A 20,548-nucleotide genomic window follows, 5' to 3' on the forward strand; every position below is an offset into this window, starting at 1 on the left:
AGTTTTTATAGAGCTACGAGACGCTCTTATATCCGGAAGTACTCACTTCTCGTTTCCAAGAAGTTTTCTCTCAAAAATTACGGGTTCCTTCTTGTCTTTCTCGTTGTTTAATTTTCAAGGTCCTGTCCGACTCTCACTGACCTCTCGGCCGTTCGTGTCGTGCGCCGTTTCGTAAGGCGCTTGACTATAATACCAAACACATCAACTAATGTCAACCCTTTTTTTAAAGTTTTTTGAAAAAAGTTTTCAATTTCTTTCCAAAAGGTGCACTCCCGTGAAATCAAGCTCCCGTAAAGAGGCCGAAAAATCCAGGCCCATAGCCGTTTTTTCAGGAAATAGATCACTTAAAGGCATCAGGACAAAAGCTCTGTTTAAAATACCCGGATGCGGCAATTTTAATTCATCTTCGCGAAAAATCGCATCTTCATATAAAAGTAAATCCAAATCAATAATGCGTGAACCATGATATTCCCGGCGTTCTCGTCCCAAACCGGCCTCGATTCCAAGGCAGCACCCCAGCAATACTTTTGGGGAACGATCGGTTAGAAGAAGGACGCAGGCATTAATATAATCGTTTTGCACACTGTGCACCTCGACAGGTGCCGTCTCATAAAACCGGGAGGTGGAAATCACCGTGGTACCCGGCAGATTCTTCAGCGCCTGAATGGCATGGGTAATATTGTCCAGCCGGTTTCCTAAATTAGATCCCAAACCGATTACCGCTTTTTTCAATACAATCACTCCTTCTTCTATGAATCGAAACGGCTGTGTATTCAAAATCCGCCTGAATGGGAGCTTCGGGCTTTTTCAAAAGAATCTCCAGCTCCATTACCGGCGGAAAATCGGCAAAAATCTGCTCGGCCACCCGACCGGCGACTCGCTCCAACAAATCATAGGAACGCTCTGTCATCACCCGGGCAGCCGTTTTGAGCAGCTTGGCATAACTGACCGTATCTTCCAGATTATCGCTTACACAAGGGGCTGACAGATCTACAGCAGCAGTAATATCCATGATAAAATTCTGGCCGTCACGCTTTTCTTCCGGATTTACACCATGATATGCAAATACCTTTAATCCTTTTACTATTATCTTATCCAATTCCATTTCCTCCTGCCTGTGCGCACAATACCGCGTGCGCCACCTGCGCCGCCTGCACAGCTTCTTTTACATCATGTACCCGCAGAATCTGTGCACCGCCCGCCTGAGCCAGCGTATGTGCCGCCACAGTGCCCGCCATGCGCTCTGCCGCCGGGGGATCCCCGCAGGGCCGTCCGATAACACGCTTGCGGGATGCTGCCATTAAAAAACTGCATTCCGGTATCTTTAATGATTGCACATTAGCAATCAGCTGCAAATTTTCCTCATGGGTCTTTCCAAACCCAACCCCGGGGTCAAGACAAATCCGTGCGGGAGATATTCCCATTTCTTTTGCCTGTTCCACTTTCTTTTGAAAGAACCGGCGCACACGGATTAAAATATCCTCTTCCGTATTTTCTTCTAATGTATTGCCGTTGTGCATGATAACACATCCACAGTTGCTCTCTTTTATGGCCGGGAACATCCCCGAATCTTCAAACCCCATCACATCATTGATAATATCCGCGCCGTTTTGAAGTGCAAGAGCCGCCACTTGCGGATAAAACGTATCTATAGATAGGGGAATCTGCAAACGACCCTTCAGTCCCTTTAAAACCGGTTCGATGCGTGCCCATTCTTCTTCCGGTGGAATCGGGACAAAGCCCGGCCGGGTGGACTGCCCGCCGATGTCCAGAATTCCCGCCCCCTGCTCCTGCATTTCCAATGCGTGAGAAACAGCATCCTGCGAACGAAAATTGCTGCCGCCATCCGAAAAGGAATCCGGCGTTACATTTAATATGCCCATAATGCACGCCGGCCCATTCAGCGGCAAGAAATATTTTCCTGCCTGAAACCCACTCATTGATAATGCCTCCCCGTCAGCAGCGACATCACCTCGTTGCGGGTTTTCGCCTCAGTTTTCATAATTCCACGCAATGCAGAAGTTTGTGTGACAGAGCCGGCAGCCCTTGCTCCGCGCATTGTCATGCACAGGTGTTCGGCTTCCACCAGCACCGCAACCCCATAGGGCTCCAGATTTTCAAATAGAAAGTCTGCAATCTGCGCGGTCAGACGCTCTTGTACCTGAGGGCGAGAGGCAAAGCATTTCACAATACGCGCAAATTTAGAAAGGCCGATAATTTTTCCCTCTTTGGGAATATAAGCAATATGCGCTTTCCCTACAAAGGGTAAAAGATGATGTTCGCACACGGAATACATGGGAATATCGCGCACCAAAACCAGTTCGCCCTGCTGCTGGCTTTCTTGAAAAAGTTTCAGGTGATCCGCAGGGTTTTCCTGCAATCCAGAGAAAATCTCTGCATACATTTTTGCCACCCGGCTGGGTGTTTCCAGCAAGCCTTCCCTCTCCGGGTCTTCGCCAACTGCAAGAAGCAGTTCTGTAACCGCTGCCTTAATTCTGTCCTGATCCATAAAAAGAACCTCCCATTTTGTCGGTTTCCCGGATTTTTCCTGATTATAACACAATCCTTGTCAAGTTTGAATATCTGTAAAAAATTCGAGTGAAACTGCCCAGACAAAAGGTCTTCTTCCGCACTCCCCAGGTAAAATCGCCAAAAATATATCACCTTCTTTTCTTGAGAAAGGAATGATGGTACAATATGATTTTAAGAAAACAAAAAGAAAACCCCAAAATGCAAAAACACCGCTTACTTTACGGTAGAAACTAATGTAGAGTATGGGAAGAAATAAGGAGGATCAATCACTATGCACTATGAAGGAACTATTTTTCGTCCGCCGTCAGAAGCCGACAGTCTGCTGGTTCAGGTAACGGTAGGCTGTTCCTGGAACAAATGCACCTTCTGCGACATGTACACCGATAAAAAATTCCGCATCCGCGGTATTGATGAAATTAAAGCCGACCTGAAAGAGGGTTCGCGCTGGCGCAACCAGATTCGCCGGATTTTCTTGTGTGACGGAGATGCCATGGTTCTGAAAACCTCTATGCTGTTAGAGATTCTCGAAACCATTCGCGAGCTTTATCCCGATTTGGATGCCGTACGCGTTTACGCCACCGCCACCGACATTCTGCGCAAATCTCACGAGGAATTGTGTCAGCTGAAGGAAGCCGGGCTGGAAATGGTTTACATCGGTCTGGAATCCGGCAGTGATAAGGTGCTGAAAGAAGTAAACAAAGATATTACCAAAGCAGAAATGATAGCCGCAGCCCAAGCGGTAACAAAAGCCGGCATCCGGCAATCCGTCAGCATTATCTCTGGTCTGGGCGGCCAGGACATGTCCCGCGAGCATATTTTAGAAACCGCCGATGCGTTAAACCAAATGCAGCCCGACTATGTGGGAATGCTGGTTCTGCACGCCGGGAATGATACCGATATGTTCCGCAAGATCTCAGAAGGAACCTTCCGGCTCCCCTCTGCCACCCAGGTGCTGACAGAGATGAAGCTGTTAATTGAAAATCTGGAACTGGAACACTGTTATTTCACCAGTGCCCACGCTTCTAATTATATTGATGTGCGGGGACGTCTGCCGCAGGATAAACAGGCAATGCTGCGCAATATCGATCGCCTGACCGAACTGGTGAAAAAGCGGGAAGCAATTTAACGCTTTTCCCCTGTGAAAGATGAAAGCAAAACCGATTTTTACGGTGCGTTTCCAATATTGGAGACGCACTTCTTTCTGTCTGTTACACGCTTGCCGGAAATGACGATTCTTCTATCCTCCTTTTCCGGCATACATTCCCGCTGATTTTCCAATCGCCCATTCCCTTTTTGCCAGCCACATTTTGAAAGGAGAGAGAAAAGCTTGGATAACCTTCAAACGGTTTTAACCAATTGCGCCAATCAAAAAAAATTGGTAGAAATTTATACAGACAAGGAAGATTCCTTTTCAGTGGGAATTCCCTTGTATCTGGATAAAAACGGGCTTTTAGTATCCAGCATCAACACGCAGGGAAAAACCGATGGCTGCGCGTATTATTCTTTTGCTATTATTGAAAAGGTAGAAACCGAGACGGAATACTTACAAAAATTAACCTATTACCAGGATTTCTGGCGCGAACAAGGGAACGCCACCCTCTTCCCATTAAAGGAAGGTGCCTTTGAGCCCCCCGCAGGCCAAAACCTGCTTTGGCACATTTTAAACCAGCAGCAAAACGCCCGCCATATCATAACCATTGAAAACGACCGAACCGGAGAACTGGAAACCGGCTTTCTTGTGGTTTTAACGGAAGAAAGCCTTGTCTTGCAAACCATTGATCTTTCCAATGCAAAATTCATGGGGAAAATTCAGTTATCGCTGCACACGATTCACTTTGTGGAATTCAACAGCATGGATCATCACTTATTGGAATACGCCAACCATTGTTTGGAAATGCAGAAAATCAGAACAAAACCTGTTTCGCATAGATAAACCTTTCTGTGCCCTATCAGCGCAAAGAGGCCCCCGGAAGTTTTCCGGGGGCCTCTTTGTTCTATTCATAAAACCTCAAGCTAAACGAAATATAAGGTAAAAATTTAAAGTCTGGCCAGAATCACAAAGTTCAGAACAAATAACAATGTGGAAACCAGCAGAATGGGGTGCACTTCTTTGATCTTGCCTTTGACCAGCTTAATGATGCAGTAGAACAAAAATCCGGCAGCCATACCATAAGAAATGCTGTAGCAAAGTGCCATAAAGATACCCGCAAAGAACCCGGGAACCGCATCCTCCAGATCATCCCACTTAATATCGCGGAAAGAACTGAGCATCATAACGCCCACAATAATCAAAGACGGCGCAATGGCTTCATCGGGAATTGCGCTGATCAGCGGCGCAAAGAACGCACTGATCATAAACATAATCGCTGTGACAACACTTGTCAGGCCGGTGCGTCCGCCTGCACCGATTCCCGCGGCACTTTCCACATAAGTTGTGGTGTTGGATGTACCGAATACCGCACCGATAGAAGTAGCAGTAGCATCTGCAAATAAGGCTCTTTCCATCTTGGTATTAAAGCCCTTGCTGTTGCTCAGCGCAGCCTCGTCCTCTTCCGAGAAGATTCCGGTTTTGCGGCCTGTGCCGATAAAGGTGCCAATGGTATCAAAGGTGTCTGACAAACTGAATGCAAAAATGGTCATCAAAACCAAGGGAAGCTTCGACGGGTCAGAGAACAGGGACTGCATTCCCGGGTTGCCGAATGCCGCACAAAAAGTGGTGGGCAGCTGGCTGACCGCATCGGTAAAGCTGACGGAATTGGTTGCAGTAGTCAGCCCCAAAGGAATTCCCGCAATAGCGGTGACAGCAATTCCCAAAAGAATTGCGCCCTTTACATTTTTAATCACTAAAATCACAGTCAGGATAATGCCAAACAAAGCCAGCAAAACACCCGGTGTGTTGAAATTGACAATCGCAGGAACAATGCTGGAATTGGCAACCACTGTGCCGCTGTCCAGAAGGTCATACTGACCGGGATCCGAAGTAAAAGAAAGCAGTCCGCACTTTTTAATGCCGATATAGGCGATAAAACCGCCGATACCGCCGCCGATGGCATGCTGCAATGTGCGGGGAATCGCCGCAATAATCATTTTACGGATTTTGGTAACGGTGATAACAATGTTGAGCATACCGCACAGAAACACCATCGCCAAAGCTTCTTGCCACGTAAAGCCTAATCCAAAACAAACGGTAAAAACAAAGAAAGCATTCAGACCCATTCCAGGAGCCTGAGCGTAGGGAACATTGGCAAACAGCCCCATTACCAAAGTGCCGATGACCGACGCAATGATGGTTGCGAGAAAAACCGCGCCCCATGGCATACCGGTTTGAGAAAGCATGCTGGGGTTCACCATAATAATGTAAACCATCGTAAAGAAAGTGGTGATGCCCGCCATTATTTCGGTACGCACATCGGTTTTTTGACCCTTCAGATCAAAAAAATCGCCCTTGGGGTGGAATACGACCTGTTTGTTTTGCGCCATTCGTTCATTCCTCCTGAAATAAAGTAAGAAGCCGAAAAGGCTTCTTAAAAATTTGCCTATTGCTTAGGACTTGAATCAACAATGCTAAGTATAGTGAATTGTTTATTAAAAATCAAGTGTTTGAATCGACAAATTTTTCGATTTAGAAACAATTTATTCATAACTTTTTTAAGAATTTTACTTATTTTCATTCTTCCATTTCCTATTTTTATTATACTTTGGCAAGAAATTTATTTTTTGATAGATTCAATTTGATAGATTCAAATAGAAAGGATCCGTTACAATGCAACGGATCCTTTCCTCGCATTATGGATAGGAATGAGAATCTACTGAATTTAATAAGCCACGCCCTGCCATTTCATTGCTTCTGCCACTTTCAAGAATCCTGCAATGTTTGCTCCCATCACCAAATTCCCTTTGTGACCATATTCCTCTGCCGCACGATAAGCATTATGGAATATATTTATCATAATGTTTTTCAGTTTGGCGTCCACATCCTCAAAGCTCCAGGAATACCGCATGGAATTCTGGCACATCTCCAGCCCGCTGACCGAAACGCCGCCGGCGTTAGATGCTTTGCCGGGGGAAAACAGGATGTTGTTGGCCTGAAAGATTTCTACCGCATCTGGTGTGCTGGGCATATTTGCACCTTCTGCCACCACAGCCACCCCATTATTTACCAGCTGCTGCGCTTGTTCCCCGTTGAGCTCGTTCTGCGTGGCGCAAGGCAGTGCAATGTCACATTTTACGCTCCAGATTCCACCGCAGCCCTCAGTATAAACCGAACCGGGAACCCGTTTGGCATATTCTTTGATTCTGCCGCGTTCCACTTCTTTAATTTGCTTGATAACCGCTAAATCAATTCCTTTTTCATCGTAAATATAGCCGTTGGAATCTGACATCGCCACCACTTTCGCCCCAAGCTGAGTTGCTTTTTCGTTGGCATAAATAGCTACGTTTCCCGACCCGGAAATAACAACGGTTTTTCCTTCAAAGGAATCCTTTTTTATGTAAGAAAGCATTTCCTGCACAAAATAGCACAAACCGTATCCGGTTGCCTCTTTACGGGCCAACGAGCCGCCAGACTGCAAAGACTTTCCGGTCAAAACCCCGGTAAACTCATTATTGAGCCGTTTGTATTGACCAAACATATAGCCAATTTCTCGAGCGCCCACCCCAATATCTCCGGCGGGAACATCGGTATCTGCCCCAATGTGTTTGCTCAATTCGGTGGTAAAACTTTGACAGAACCGCATGATTTCCCCTTCGCTTTTTCCTTTGGGATCAAAATCAGCGCCGCCTTTTGCACCGCCCATGGGCAAACCGGTCAAAGAGTTTTTAAAAGTCTGCTCAAACCCAAGGAATTTCAGCACCGAAACATTCACGCTTGGATGAAGACGAATTCCCCCTTTATAAGGGCCAATCGCAGAGTTATATTGAATCCGCCAGCCGCGGTTCACTCGCACCTTGCCCTTATCGTCCACCCAAGATACTCGAAATTGAATCAGCCGTTCCGGTTCCACAAGTCTTTCGATAATACCGGCCTCTACCAAATCCGGCCGCTTTTCCACAACCGGGTCAAACGACTCCAGAACTTCTTCAACGGCTTGCAGGAATTCCGATTCTCCTGCGTTGCGTTGGCATACAGTTTGATAAACGGACCTCAGGTATTGACTTTGAAAAGACATGTGAATTACCTCCTTAATAAATTATTAACGATTATATCCCTCCTCATGAAGTTTTTCAATAGCAAAACTTCATATTTTTGTATTATTTTGAATTTTTGTGTATTTTATAATGATCTCTATTCCCTAAATGAAATTTATTTGTTTATTAATTTCATTTAAATGGTGTTCTCAACGGCAGAATGCCTTGTGAAAAGGAAAAAGTGATTTTCTGCCCCTCTCTTCCGTCAAAAACTTCACCCAAGTACCACTTTTTTGACAAATACAAAAGGGAACAGTCCCCTTTTGGGGGAACTGTTCCCTGGTTATGATGGAGTAAATCCTCTTATCGGTTATGGTGGGGCTTACTGCAGCTTCTGCTTCAGCTGATCCAACTGAGCGCGCAGTTCCTGCGGCAGCTTGTCGCCAAAATTTTTGTAGAATTCTTCGATTCCCTCCGCCTCTTTTTTCCACTGGTCTTTGTCAACCACCAGAATATTGCGAAGAGTTTCCAGATTGATTTCATCCTCAATGCCCTGCAGGTTGATATCCTCTGCCTTGGGAACAAAACCGATGGGTGTTTCCACTGCGTCGGCTGTGCCTTCCACGCGGGAGATGATCCAATCCAACACACGCATGTTGTCACCGAAACCGGGCCACAGGAAGTGACCTTCGTCATCCAGACGGAACCAGTTTACATTGAAGACCTTGGGAGCCTTATCGCCCAAAACCTTACCCATTTCAAACCAGTGGGCAAAGTAATCACCCATGTGATATCCGCAGAAAGGCAGCATCGCCATCGGATCGCGGCGAACCACACCCACAGCGCCGGCAGCGGCAGCGGTGGTTTCAGATGCCATAATGGAACCAACGAACACGCCGTTATCCCAATCGCGGGACTGGTAAACCAGCGGAGTGGTCTGTGCACGGCGGCCGCCAAAGATAATGGCAGAAATCGGCACACCTTCACCCTTGTCAAATTCAGGGCTGATGCAGGGGCAATTCTTAGCCGGTGCAGTAAAGCGGCTGTTGGGATGAGCACCCTTTTCAGAAGAAGTGCTGCCGTCCCAGGGCTCGCCCTTCCAGTTCACTGCGTTCTTGGGCGGATTTTTGTCCAGACCTTCCCACCATACGGTGTTGTCATCCAGATTCTGAACCACGTTGGTGAAGATAGTTCCCTCACCGGTAGAAGCCAAAGCATTATAGTTGGATTTGGCATTGGTGCCGGGCGCCACGCCAAAGAAGCCGTTTTCAGGGTTAATGGCATACAGTCTGCCGTCTTCGCCGGGACGCATCCAGGCAATATCGTCGCCGACTGTCCATACTTTGTAGCCCTTCTTCACATAGCCTTCCGGCGGAATCAGCATTGCCAGGTTGGTTTTGCCGCAGGCAGACGGGAACGCCGCCGCCACATAGGTAACCTTGCCCTGAGGATTTTGGAGGCCCAAAATCAGCATGTGCTCAGCCATCCAGCCCTGATTCTTGCCCAAGAAGGAAGCAATGCGAAGCGCAAAGCATTTTTTGCCCAGCAGAACGTTTCCGCCGTAGCCAGAGTTAACAGACACAATGGTGTTATCTTCGGGGAAATGGCATATGTAGCGCTTTTCCGCGTCGATTTCACATTTGCAGTGCAAACCGCGTACCCACTCGGGATTATCGCCCAAAACATCCCAAACAGCCTGGCCAACACGCGCCATAATCGCCATGTTCAGAACAACATAAATGGAGTCAGTCAGCTCCACACCGATTTTGGCAAGGGGAGAACCAATGGGACCCATAGAATAGGGAATTACATACATAGTACGGCCTTTATAGCTGCCGCGGGCGATATCATAGAGCATTTTGTAGGCTTTCTGCGGCTCCATCCAGTTATTGGTGGGGCCTGCATCCACCTCATTCTGAGAGCAGATAAAAGTTCTGTCTTCCACACGGGCAACGTCATTTACCGCAGTGCGGTGCAAATAGCAGCCCGGCAGTTTCTCCTGGTTCAATTTCAGCATTTCCCCAGTCGAGCATGCTTCTGCACGCAGCTGTTCCAGCTGCTCCTCAGAGCCGTCGATCCAAACGACCTTATCGGGGCTGACGAGAGTTTTCATTTCTTCGATCCAGTTTAATACCGATTTGTTGTTTGTCATTCCAGTTCTCCTTCCGGCCTTATGGCCATATACGATACTCTTGCCTCTATTATAATCGATTTATCTGTAAGAATCAATTATTAATTTGTGAAATTTTAATCAAATTACAAAACTCCGTTTTAGAATTTCGTTTTTAAATGCCACAAAAAGACAGAAAAGCGCATCAGAATGCGAAAAAACTTAAAAGTCCAGCTGAATATCCATGGTGGCCATCGCATTTAAACCCAAACCCGAGCGCTTCCCTGCCAGCCATTCGTAATATCCCTGAGAGCCAACCATCGCCGCATTGTCGCCACACAAAGAAAGCTCGGGGCGATAGAACTCCCAGCCGTTTTCTCCGCAGAGCCGCTCCAATTCCCGGCGCAAAAGGGAATTGGCAGAAACCCCGCCGGCAATCACCAGCTTTTTTTCTCCGGTTTCGCGCATAGCGGCCGTTACATTGCGAACCAGACAATCCACCACAGCCCTGCGGAAAGAAGCCGCCAAATCTGCGCGGGGCAGCGGCTGCCCTTTTTGCTCGGCGTTATGAATCAGATTAATCACCGCTGTTTTCAACCCGGAAAAGCTGAAATCAAAGGGAGCGCCCTCCACTGTGGGATGAGGCAACACAAAGGAGGCGGGGTCTCCCCCTTCCGCCTCTTTGTCCAAAAACACCCCACCGGGATAGGGAAGCCCCATGGCGCGGGCCGCTTTGTCAAAAGCTTCGCCGGCCGCATCGTCCCGTGTGCAGCCGATGACCCGGAAAGAAGTGTAATCGGCCACTTTAATAATGTGGGTATGTCCGCCCGAAACCACCAGACACAAAAAAGGTGGTTTTAACTCAGGTGAGGTCAGGTAATTTGCCGCCACATGAGAACGCAGGTGGTGAACCGGCACCAGCGGCAAACCGGTGGAAAAACTGAGTCCTTTTGCAAAATTCACACCCACCAGCAGCGCACCAATCAAGCCCGGCGCAGCAGTGACCGCAATGGCACCCAAATCTTTTAATGTAATGTTTGCATCATCCAGAGACTGCTGCACCACATCCACAATGGCCTCCGCATGGCGGCGAGAAGCAATTTCGGGCACCACGCCGCCATATTTGCGGTGTTCCTGTACCTGAGATGCAATCACCGAGGACAACACCTGCCGGCCGTCTTTGACTACCGAAGCCGCCGTTTCATCACATGAACTTTCGATTCCTAATACTAACATTTCGATTTTTTCCCCTTTAACTGTTTCCATGGTGTTTCCCCTTGAGCCCACCCCTGGGCTTTCCAGTAATCCTGATCGATGGGATTTTGTGCAAACTTTAATACGGCCTGTTTCATCATTAAAAACTTTACTTTGGTTTTCAAAGAGACGTGCGCCCCTTGTTTCAGGCTTTGATACAAGCGAACTGCCGTTTTTTCTAACGCATTTTCCATCCTTGCTCTTCGTTTGGGTTCCATTTCTTCAAAGCTGCCTGCCCACATGGAAACCCCGCACCGAAAGATTCGGCTGATGCCCCAATAAGACAGAGAACGGCAGATTCCATCTATGGCATACTTGGTTCCCGCTCCGGCCGTAGTGGAAATCACGGCCGCACTTTTGCCGAACATCTCACGCCGGGGGCGGTGGGGCATGAACAAATACCCAAAATGATCCAGACAGTTTTTCATCACACCGGATAATTCCATCACATAAACCGGCGATGCAAAAATCAGTCCGTCCGCTTCCAGCATCGCCCGTTCCATGGGCTCCACATACCTGCGGTGGGGACACAACTGCTCCCCTTTCATAAAACAGGTGAAACAGCCCGTGCACGATACCGGAAAATCCTGCGGAAGAAAAAACTCTGTAAACTCCGAAGGCTCCAGTTGCTCCAGTTTGTTTTTCACCATTTGAACCGCCTGATAGGTATTCTTCTTTCTGGGGCTGCCGTAAACAATGCAGTATTTCATCCCTGTTCTCCTTTTAAGAAAAGGTCTTTGTCAGAATGAATCCATCTTCTTTGGGGCTGTCGTACAAACCCTTTCGCACACCCAATTCTTGAAAACCACAGGATTGATAAAGTGCCTGAGCCGCCTGGTTAGAGGCCCGTACTTCCAGCGACAGAAAAGCCGCTCCGCTCTCTTTGGCACAGCGTTCTAAGTCCTGCATGAGCAGAATTCCAATGCCCCTTTGCCGAAAGGCAGGGTGTACCGCCACATTGGCCACATAAGCTTCGTCCAAAACACAATGCATTCCGGCATACCCCACCACCGTGTCTTCCCATTCTGCCACCAAAAAGCAAGCGGTGGAATCCTGTTGCTCTGCCGCCAGTCCTTCCCGAGACCAAGGCTGAGAAAAACAAAGCCTTTCCAGTTCCGCCAAAGCATCTAAATGCCGTTCCTGCATTAGAACAATCTGCACATTCCCGGCCACCTTTTTCTCTGGCATGTCAATACCCCAGTTCTTTGAGCAGTTCGCCAAGTGCACGCAAAATCTGATCTCGGCTGGCTCGGTACAGTTCCAGATCCCCGCCATAAGGATCCCCGATTCCGCCGCCCAGAACCTTGATTTTCTCTTCCGGCACTCCGGCCGCTTTCAGTGCACCGGCATGATTTTGCATCATTACCACAAAAAGATCCGCCCCGCGCAGCATCGGTTCCGTCACGGTCTTGGCCCGATGGGCAGACAAATCCACCCCCAGTTCTCGGGCGGCAAGCTGGGCATTTTCAGCGGACGGTTCCCCATCTGCCGCAAATAACCCGGCGCTGTCACATTGAATCTCTGAAATTCCTTTGTCCCGCAAAAGCTTTTCAAACAATCCTTTTGCCATGGGACTTCGGCAGGTATTTCCCGTACAGATAAAAACAATATGCATCGTATCTCCCCTTATTCCATCTTCATCCCATTTTATTGCTTTTTTGGCGGCTCAATTTATTCCTTTGCGTCAAACCAGGTTTGGCCGATTTGCGCTTCTGCCAACATGGGAACGGAAAGTGAAACCGCGTTCTGCATCTCTTCGGTCAAAAGCTGTGCCACACGCTGGGCTTCTTCTTCCGGCGCTTCCACGATCAATTCATCGTGGACCTGTAAAATCAGCTGAGCCTGCAATTTTTCCTGATTCAAGCGATCGGCTACCCGAATCATGGCAATTTTGATGATATCCGCCGCGGTTCCCTGAATGGGCATATTCATGGCCACCCGTTCACCAAAAGCACGCAGGTTAAAATTGCTGCTGGTCAATTCGGGCAAATAGCGCCGACGGCCAAACAGAGTTTCTGCATAGCCATGCTCTTTGGCCTGCTCGACCACTTCGTTCATATAGCTGCGAACCCCTTCATAGTGAGCCAAATACGCCTTGATATATTCGTCGGCTTCTTTTCTGGTGACCCCAATGTCTTTCGAGAGCGAAAACGCGCCGATTCCATAGACAATCCCGAAATTGACCGCCTTGGCGCGGCTGCGCATGATGGGAGTCACCATTTGCTCCGGCATGTGAAACACCTGTGCCGCTGTGATACGGTGAATATCATCACCCCGTCGGAACGCCTCGATCATCGTAGCATCATTGGCCACATGGGCCAGCACCCGAAGCTCAATTTGGGAATAGTCGGCATCCACCAGCATCCAGCCGGGCCGGGCACTGAAGAAACGGCGCAGTTCTTTTCCCTGTTCCGTGCGAACGGGGATATTCTGAAGATTCGGCTCTGTAGAGCTGATTCGCCCGGTGCGGGTTTCGGTTTGGTTAAAGCGGGAATGAATTCTTCCGTCGGAACCGATGACTTTCAGCAGTCCGTCACAATAAGTGGATTTCAGCTTTGTCATCCCTCGGTATTCCAGCACCATTTCTACCACCGGATGGTCATAGCGCAGGCTTTCCAATACTTCTGCGCTGGTGGAATAGCCGCTCTTGGTTTTTTTGCCCGTATGCAGTCCCAACTTTTCAAACAGAGCTTGCCCCAGCTGTTTGGGGGAATTCACATTAAACTCATAGCCCACTTCTTGATAAATTCGGCTTTGCACCTCGTCAATACGGATTTGCAGCCCGTTTCCATATTCTTCAATACCCGCGGCATCCACGGCAAAACCGGCGGTTTCCATTTTAGCCAATACCTGAGCCAAAGGCTGCTCAATGGTTCGCAGCAGTTCACCCTGATTGTTTTTATCAATTTCCAACGTCAGTTTGTCCACCAAAGCGGGCAAAAGCGCCGCCTGAGCCGCCTTTGGATATTCCTCGCTCTGCGCCCCGGGGCCCTGGACCTCGTATTCCGCCGCCAAACGATCTTCGCTGTATTCCGGGGAGGACGGGTTCAGCAGATAGGCAGCCAAAAGCGTATCCATTCCCAAATTTTTCAGCGGAACTCCCATTTGCTCTAATGCCGCATAAAAGGGCTTGCTGTTATGAATGTTTTTCACAATCTTCGCATCCCCACAAAGCGCCCGCAAAAAAGCCTTTTCGGCCTTTACCGCATACAGCGTATCCTTTAGGGGAATCAGCAAACCGGAAAGATCCTCGCCTTCATACAAAGCGGTGAGATCCACCCGTCCCTGCTCCTGAAGCGGAATCAGCAAACCGGCCCCCTCCGCCATCACTTTGACTGGCATAATATCCTTTTTTTCTCCATCTTCCAAAGAAGCGGAAGGCTCCGGCGCATCCAGCCCCAGTTTTGGAATCAAAGAGAAGAGCTCCAGCTTCGCCATCAGCCGGGAAGCGGCTGCCTTGTCTTGCGGCAGCGGCAGATAGCTTTCCAATCGGGTATCAATGGGAACCTGGGTATAGATGGTTCCCAGCTTGTGACTGAGATAGGCGCTTTCCTTCCCTTCCCGCAGCTTTTTACGCATTCCTTCTTTCATTTCCAACGTTTCCAGATTCTCATAAATGGCATCCAGATTCTGATAAGCGCGAATCAGTTCCCCCGCGCCTTTCGGCCCGATTCCAGCCACGCCGGGAATATTATCGGAACTGTCGCCCTGCAATGCTTTGATTTCAATCAGCTGAATGGGTTCTACCCCATATTCCTCTCGAATTTTCTCTGTATCATACAGCGTCACTTGAGGCTGACCGAATTTAGTGGCCGCCAGACGCACCGTTACGCCGTCACCCACCAGCTGAAGGCTATCCCTGTCTCCTGTGGCAATGACACATTCCGCGCCCTGTTCCCGGCTGGCTCTGGCCAAGGTTCCCAGAATATCGTCAGCTTCATAGCCCTCTTTTTCGAGAATCGGATATCCCAAAAGATGCAGCAGTTCTTTTAAGTTAGGCAGCTGCTGTGCCAGCTCTTCGGGCATCCCCTTACGCTGAGCTTTATACCCTGCGTATTCCTGATGACGGAAGGTAGGGGCACGCATATCAAAAGCAATCGCCACCGCATCCGGCTGTGTTTCATCGGATATTTTTTTCAGCATCGTTAAAAAGCCGTAAATGCCATTTGTAAATTGGCCATCCTTGGTGGTCAGCAGCTTAATTCCATAAAAAGCCCGGTTTAATATGCTGTTTCCGTCCAATACCAATAATTTCATATACATTCTCCATCTTTCATCCGCCCGATTTCAAAAGAACCGAAGCTGTGATTTCTGCTTTTTACTGCAGACCGTTTTTTATATTATATCATAAGAATAAAGCAAGAAAAATGCTTTTACGGCGCAGCTGCTCTCGTACGAAAGCACCGACTATGTTTCCATGTTCCCTCCGGCATCAGAAGCTCGGCTTCCGTTTATGCCGTGGGGTTATTTAAACCATAATTTATTATCTTGCTTCAAATTAATAGCACAATTCTTAACTAAAATGCCTGACTATGGTGCAATGTTCCTTCAGGCATCGGAAGCTCGGCTTCCGTTTATGCCGTGGGGTTATTTAAACCATAACCTGTTGCCTTGCCCCAAATAAACAGCACAATTCTTAACTAAAATGCCTGACTATGGTGCAATGCTCCCTCAGGCATCGGAAGCCCCACTTCCGTTTATGCCGTGGGGTTATTATATCATTTTTCAAATGAAAAATTAAGTGCTTTTCCGGACACGCTATGTTATAATAATCTCATTCAGGAACAAGAACACAAAGCCTGTGCTTTCACATAGCTTTTTGCTCTCGTGTAAACCTGTTTATTTTCGATTATGAAAGGATTTTTCTTCTTGAAGCTAGGTTCATTTACAATAGAAGGCCGCGCCGCTTTGGCGCCAATGGCCGGGATTACCGATTTGTCCTTCCGGCAGCTTTGTGTCGATTTTGGCGCCGGGTATGTGGTGACTGAAATGGTCAGCGCCCAAGGACTGACTTATAAAAATTATAAAACCAATCAATTGATGAAGCTGTCGGACAGCGAACGCCCGGCAGCCATTCAGCTGTTTGGGGATGATCCGGATTATCTGGCTCGGGCAGCCGAAATTGCGATGCATTTTTCCCCGGATGCCATTGACATCAACATGGGATGTCCCGCACCCAAAGTCTGCAACAGTGGAGGCAACGCACACGGAAGCGGAAGCGCTTTAATGAAAGATCCCGAGCTGTGCGGCCGAATTGTTTCGGCTGTGAAGTCGGCGGTCTCCATTCCCGTCACAGTAAAAATCCGGAAGGGATGGGATAAAAACAGCATTAACGCGGTGCAGGTGGCTCAGATTTGCGAAGCCGCCGGAGCGGACGCCATTGCGGTTCACGGACGCACCCGGGAACAGATGTATCAGCCCAGCGCAGACTGGGAAATTATCGCCCAGGTAAAACAGGCCGTGAAAATACCGGTGATCGGTAACGGGGATGTCACCGACGCCAAAAGTGCGGCGGCTTTGCTGGAACAAACCGGCTGTGATTTGGTGATGGTTGGCCGCGCAGCTATGGGAAACCCCTGGATTTTCCGCGAAATTCATGCTTACCTGACGGCGGGAACGATTTTGCCGCCCCCCACACTGAACGAGCGGATGCTGGTGATGATGCGTCATATCCGCGCCATGTGTGAGGATAAGGGCGAATCCCGCGCCATGCGTGAAGCCAGAAAACACGCCGGCTGGTACTTAAAGGGCCTGAAAAACGCAGCCAGCTTTCGGCGTGACGCCGTGCAGATGGAAACATTTGAGGATATGGAGCGATTGGTTCAACTGGTAATGGAACAACGAGAGACAGAATAAACCGCGAAAGCCGGCAGCAAGGCTGCCGGCTTCTGTGTTAGTAAAGCACCACCGTATCTTCCTGAACCGCACAGCTGCATTCAAAGCTTTGCTGCTGCTTAGTTTCTAAATCATAGATAGAATAAAAGACAAACGAATCCGTTTCATCACTGATTACATATTTGGCAACCAGAAAGCGATCTTCTACACAGGCAACAAACTGCCCCAATTCTTTGCTGTATCGCCCATGCACGGCAGAATTGAGAATCCCATGGATTTCATAGCTTTCCTCATGTTCTGTTACGCGATAAATTCGTGCCGAATCCGGCTCGATGAAAAAGGCCGCCGGCTCTTCGTCTTCCTGTAAATTCAGTTCTGCCGCCACCGTCTTTTTTCCGCTGTGCTTATCCACCGCACAAACTCGCTGGTCGTTATTGGGGTAATACTGAGCCCGAAAATACAGGCTGTTCTCATCCTGACCCGCATAACGCACCAAACCCTGAGTTCCCGCGCTGAGCAGAAGCTCCAGCGGCAAATGCGTTTCGTCCGCCTTTACCGCTACCACAAAATCCAAAAGCGGGCAAAGCCAAACGTTGTCACTGACAGTATCCCCCAGCCAGCGCTGATTTCGGTAGCATTTTTCTTTTTCTGCCTCGCTGCCATAAGGCTCCAGCACCAAAAGCATCCGTTCCCCGGCGACATCAAAGGGAATCAGTTTTTCTGTATTTAAATTGCAGATGCGCTTGTCCCTTACATAATAATAACGGCCTTCTTCTAAATCATACAGATAAGCAATCCGTTCAAATCCGGATGCTTTCTTGTATTCTTCAAACAAATGCCGATGCAGTTCGTTTTCTTCCGTAAAAAACAGAACCCGGCTTTCATCCAACGCTTTACAGTCTGCAAAATTCCCCACAAAATGCAGTTCCTCAGCATTTTTCTCTTGCCCGGTCTGCTTGTCAAACCTCAAAATCCGGGCAAAGCTTTCCCGGTTTTCCATCACCACAATAATATCCGTGGCAAAAGAGAAAAAGTGCAGGACTGCTGTGGGATCGCTCAAAAAGCAGTTGGCCAGAACCCGTTCGGTTTTGGCTTCTCTGTCATATTCCAGAAGAAAAAGGCTATGATGTCCCTCTTCTGCTTTTTCTTCCGCATAATATACTGTGGAGCCGCTGATTTCAATCAGCTCCACACGGCTGTCCGTGACAGCATTGCGAATATCTACAACCGTCATGTGATTTCCCCGCTTTCCTGCCGGACGCGGCACTGCCTGCCGTGTGCCGGGTCGCAAAACACCCGGCCGTTGATACGCCCAGCCCTATAACTGATATGATTTATGATACCATCATTTAACACTGCACACAAAGAAAAGTCGCTTATACCGTGAGGTTATTATAACATAAGACCCATATTTTTGCATTCCCCGCATGGGAATTTTCCTTTTAGATTGGAAAGAAAGGAGGAGCCGCTTTGCTTACCACCCAAAACGGCAGCACATTAATCGTAGACATTCATGGCATGTATGCTGCCGACGCTAAGCGCGAGCTGGAACGGCTTTTGTCCCGTGCCGGAAAAAACATCCACGAGGTCGTGGTCATCCACGGCTACAGCCATGGCCAAGTTCTGAAAAACATGGTGCGGCGGGATCTGAAACACCCGCGAATTCAAAGCAAGTTGCTTTCGCTGAACGAAGGGCAAACCCGGATTCTTTTAAAAGATCTTTAATCGGTGATTTTTCTGTTCACCGAAATCCATAAAACAACAAAAAGCGTTCCATGCGGTTTCTTCCGCCGGGAACGCTTTTTTATCTGCTATTCTTTTTTCATCACAGCATCCGCAAAAATGAATTACCGGCTTGCAAAGGTAGATTCCCGAGAGGAGCCGTCGGAATTGGATGAACTCAGATTTTCTTCATAAATAAAGTCTACCAAATGCTTATGGCTGGCCTTAAAGTCCACAATCAACGAATCCCCAACACCCGGAACCGACTGATTTTTGTGATCAGAGTCCTGCGGAATTCGGGTCTGTTCTGTGGGATAATTTAAATAAGTCAGAGAATTAGCCGCCAAAGACAAAACCTCATTCTTTGACATATTGGTTGTCACCAAGGGAAGAACATCATACAGAATTCCGTTGATGGTTCCCAAATCGGATGTTTTAAATTGATCGATCAGCGCCTGCAAAACCTTGCGTTGGCGCAAAGTGCGCTCATAATCGTCACCGATATTACGGATACGGGAATAATAATGAGCCTGTCTGCCCGTCATATGCCGCATTCCGCCAGTCAGGCGTTTGGAAGAAGATTCGCCGGAATAAGTATTGATGAGCTTGGCCTCTGCATTGGTAATTTCTAAAGTAACACCACCCATGCGGTCAATAATTTTCCGAAAGGAGTCGTTGCTGATAATCACATAACGGTCAACGTCCACACCAAACGCATTTTCAATGGTTTGCACTGTCAAAGTCGGGCCGCCAAAGGCATAAGCTGCATTCAGCTTGTTGGGGTGATACCCGGGAATCGACACATAAATATCCCGCATAAAAGAGGCCATTTTCAGCTTTTGGTGGCGTCTGTCCAACGACACCATCATCATGCTGTCACTTCTGCCGGTGTCGTTGGCCTGATAGTCATCCACACCCATCAAGAGCACGTTCAAAATCTGATCGTCATGATATAGCCCATTCACCACATATTTCGAGTCTCCCATGCCTTCAAAGGAATTGACTCCGCTGGTTTGAGGGCGCGAAGAAGACACCGTGGGATCCTCCTGAAACTGAATTCGTCCCAGCAGATGATCTGCATAAACCAAAACGCTTCCCACCGTCATCAAAACCAAACTGACCACCAATATTGCCACATTCAGAACAACGGTCTTTTTTCCCCTGCTTTTCTTCCTCGGAGCCCCGTTTCTGACATATTTTTCCCCATTGCCTTTTTTTTGATTTTTCACAACATCATCCCTTCTGAATCCGGCGGCTTCGGTCAGCAGCACATATCACACCGGCCACAGTCGCTGTATACCATTGTATTTCCTTTTTTTGTTTTTCTATTCAAAAGATTTTTGGTTTAAAGCTTCCGCATCCATTCCTCAGTCCTTTGGCAGATCCTGCTCGTCCAACGTCAGTTCATAAGACGGCAAAAATTCAGTTAAAAAACAGTCTGCTTCCGGCAGACCCATAGAAGCGATCGCCTTGCGCTGCGCCTGTTCCGCCTGTCGGAATTCTGCGTTTCCCATGCCCCGCTCTTCCACACATTTAATCAAGGCCGAAATCTTGTCTGCCGCTTTTACCAGCGGAAGAAGGTCCTGATCCTGCGGCTGATCCCCACAAATCAGCGGCCGGTAAGCCGGTTGCAAATCTGGTGGAAGCAGTGCCAAAAGCTTTTGCTGAGCCACTTGCTCCACCCGGCGGTATGCCTGCCGGATGTCGGGGTTATCATATTTTACCGGCGTGGGCAAATCCCCTGTCAGAATTTCTGTGGCGTCATGGAACATGGCCAAAACCGCAGCCCGTTCCGGATTCACATTTCCCCCAAAGCGAGTATTGCGCAATAGGGCAAGAGAATGGGCGATCACTGCCGTGTCCAGACTGTGCTCGCAGATATTCTCATGCCGGGTATTTCGCATCAGCCCCCACCGGTTAATATATTTCATCCGGGAAAGCATTGCGTAAAAATGAAACATCTCATTT

Annotated in this window: 19 protein-coding genes; 4 read left to right on the plus strand and 15 right to left on the minus strand. The window is 48.3% G+C overall.

What is annotated here, in order from left to right; genetic code table 11:
* Positions 1-246: 246 nt before the first annotated feature.
* The 4 genes from folK to folE are packed head-to-tail and all read right to left on the minus strand — an operon-like array spanning position 247 to position 2,509.
* Positions 247-732: a 2-amino-4-hydroxy-6-hydroxymethyldihydropteridine diphosphokinase gene (folK, locus tag C1A02_RS09675; RefSeq protein ID WP_101698031.1), complete on the minus strand. Its 486-nt coding sequence runs from the start codon at positions 730-732 to the stop codon at positions 247-249.
* The gene (folB, locus tag C1A02_RS09680) at positions 701-1,099 is read right to left on the minus strand and encodes a dihydroneopterin aldolase (RefSeq protein WP_101698316.1); all 399 of its coding nucleotides are present in this window, start codon (positions 1,097-1,099) and stop codon (positions 701-703) included. Before folB ends, folK begins: the two co-directional genes overlap by 32 nt.
* Positions 1,092-1,940 (minus strand): dihydropteroate synthase, encoded by an 849-nt coding sequence (gene folP, locus C1A02_RS09685; protein ID WP_101698032.1) that lies wholly within the window; start codon positions 1,938-1,940, stop codon positions 1,092-1,094. The genes folB and folP overlap by 8 nt, the downstream gene beginning before the upstream one ends.
* Positions 1,937-2,509 carry a GTP cyclohydrolase I FolE gene (gene folE / locus C1A02_RS09690; RefSeq protein ID WP_101698033.1) on the minus strand — a complete coding sequence of 191 codons (573 nt, stop codon included), beginning with the start codon at positions 2,507-2,509 and terminating at the stop codon, positions 1,937-1,939. The genes folP and folE overlap by 4 nt, the downstream gene beginning before the upstream one ends.
* Positions 2,510-2,803: 294 nt before the next feature.
* Here folE and C1A02_RS09695 point away from each other — a divergent pair, with 294 nt between their 5' ends.
* Positions 2,804-3,658, plus strand: coding sequence for a B12-binding domain-containing radical SAM protein (locus C1A02_RS09695; protein ID WP_101698034.1), 855 nt, complete (start codon positions 2,804-2,806; stop codon positions 3,656-3,658).
* A gap of 201 nt (positions 3,659-3,859) precedes the next feature.
* A complete protein-coding gene (locus tag C1A02_RS09700; protein WP_101698035.1) occupies positions 3,860-4,465 on the plus strand; it encodes a hypothetical protein in 606 nt (201 codons plus the stop codon).
* 104 nt (positions 4,466-4,569) lie between these two features.
* Here C1A02_RS09700 and C1A02_RS09705 read toward each other — a convergent pair whose 3' ends face one another.
* The 8 genes from C1A02_RS09705 to polA all read right to left on the minus strand — a co-directional run bounded on the left by C1A02_RS09705 (position 4,570) and on the right by polA (position 15,280).
* Positions 4,570-6,012 carry an NCS2 family permease gene (locus tag C1A02_RS09705; protein ID WP_101698036.1) on the minus strand — a complete coding sequence of 481 codons (1,443 nt, stop codon included), beginning with the start codon at positions 6,010-6,012 and terminating at the stop codon, positions 4,570-4,572.
* Between the two features lie 335 nt (positions 6,013-6,347).
* Positions 6,348-7,700 (minus strand): NADP-specific glutamate dehydrogenase, encoded by a 1,353-nt coding sequence (gene gdhA, locus C1A02_RS09710; RefSeq protein ID WP_101698037.1) that lies wholly within the window; start codon positions 7,698-7,700, stop codon positions 6,348-6,350.
* A 341-nt stretch (positions 7,701-8,041) separates the two neighbouring features.
* A complete protein-coding gene (locus C1A02_RS09715) occupies positions 8,042-9,811 on the minus strand; it encodes a phosphoenolpyruvate carboxykinase (GTP) (RefSeq protein ID WP_101698038.1) in 1,770 nt (589 codons plus the stop codon).
* A 180-nt stretch (positions 9,812-9,991) separates the two neighbouring features.
* A complete protein-coding gene (tsaD, locus tag C1A02_RS09720; protein WP_101698317.1) occupies positions 9,992-11,005 on the minus strand; it encodes a tRNA (adenosine(37)-N6)-threonylcarbamoyltransferase complex transferase subunit TsaD in 1,014 nt (337 codons plus the stop codon).
* Positions 10,999-11,733 (minus strand): flavodoxin family protein, encoded by a 735-nt coding sequence (locus tag C1A02_RS09725; protein WP_101698039.1) that lies wholly within the window; start codon positions 11,731-11,733, stop codon positions 10,999-11,001. The genes tsaD and C1A02_RS09725 overlap by 7 nt, the downstream gene beginning before the upstream one ends.
* Positions 11,734-11,746: 13 nt before the next feature.
* Positions 11,747-12,211: a ribosomal protein S18-alanine N-acetyltransferase gene (gene rimI, locus C1A02_RS09730; protein ID WP_101698040.1), complete on the minus strand. Its 465-nt coding sequence runs from the start codon at positions 12,209-12,211 to the stop codon at positions 11,747-11,749.
* A 1-nt stretch (position 12,212) separates the two neighbouring features.
* Positions 12,213-12,638 carry an arsenate reductase/protein-tyrosine-phosphatase family protein gene (locus C1A02_RS09735; protein WP_101698041.1) on the minus strand — a complete coding sequence of 142 codons (426 nt, stop codon included), beginning with the start codon at positions 12,636-12,638 and terminating at the stop codon, positions 12,213-12,215.
* 56 nt (positions 12,639-12,694) lie between these two features.
* Entirely contained in the window at positions 12,695-15,280 is a 2,586-nt protein-coding gene (polA, locus tag C1A02_RS09740) for a DNA polymerase I (protein ID WP_101698042.1), read from the minus strand.
* Between the two features lie 612 nt (positions 15,281-15,892).
* On the opposite strand from polA, the gene dusB reads away from it, so the two are divergent.
* Positions 15,893-16,879: a tRNA dihydrouridine synthase DusB gene (dusB, locus tag C1A02_RS09745; RefSeq protein WP_101698043.1), complete on the plus strand. Its 987-nt coding sequence runs from the start codon at positions 15,893-15,895 to the stop codon at positions 16,877-16,879.
* 37 nt (positions 16,880-16,916) lie between these two features.
* Here the strand turns inward: dusB and C1A02_RS09750 are convergent, their stop codons facing one another.
* Positions 16,917-18,092, minus strand: a complete 1,176-nt coding sequence (locus tag C1A02_RS09750) for a hypothetical protein (protein ID WP_101698044.1) — start codon at positions 18,090-18,092, stop codon at positions 16,917-16,919.
* 236 nt (positions 18,093-18,328) lie between these two features.
* Here C1A02_RS09750 and C1A02_RS09755 point away from each other — a divergent pair, with 236 nt between their 5' ends.
* Positions 18,329-18,583 carry a Smr/MutS family protein gene (locus C1A02_RS09755; RefSeq protein ID WP_101698045.1) on the plus strand — a complete coding sequence of 85 codons (255 nt, stop codon included), beginning with the start codon at positions 18,329-18,331 and terminating at the stop codon, positions 18,581-18,583.
* 122 nt (positions 18,584-18,705) lie between these two features.
* Here C1A02_RS09755 and C1A02_RS09760 read toward each other — a convergent pair whose 3' ends face one another.
* Entirely contained in the window at positions 18,706-19,809 is a 1,104-nt protein-coding gene (locus C1A02_RS09760) for an LCP family protein (RefSeq protein ID WP_243577983.1), read from the minus strand.
* Positions 19,810-19,947: 138 nt separating this feature from the next.
* Positions 19,948-20,541, minus strand: a complete 594-nt coding sequence (gene yfbR / locus C1A02_RS09765; protein ID WP_101698046.1) for a 5'-deoxynucleotidase — start codon at positions 20,539-20,541, stop codon at positions 19,948-19,950.
* Positions 20,542-20,548 lie beyond the last annotated feature (7 nt).

This window comes from Clostridium minihomine (assembly GCF_900240385.1).
GTDB lineage: Bacteria > Bacillota > Clostridia > Oscillospirales > Acutalibacteraceae > Faecalispora > Faecalispora minihomine.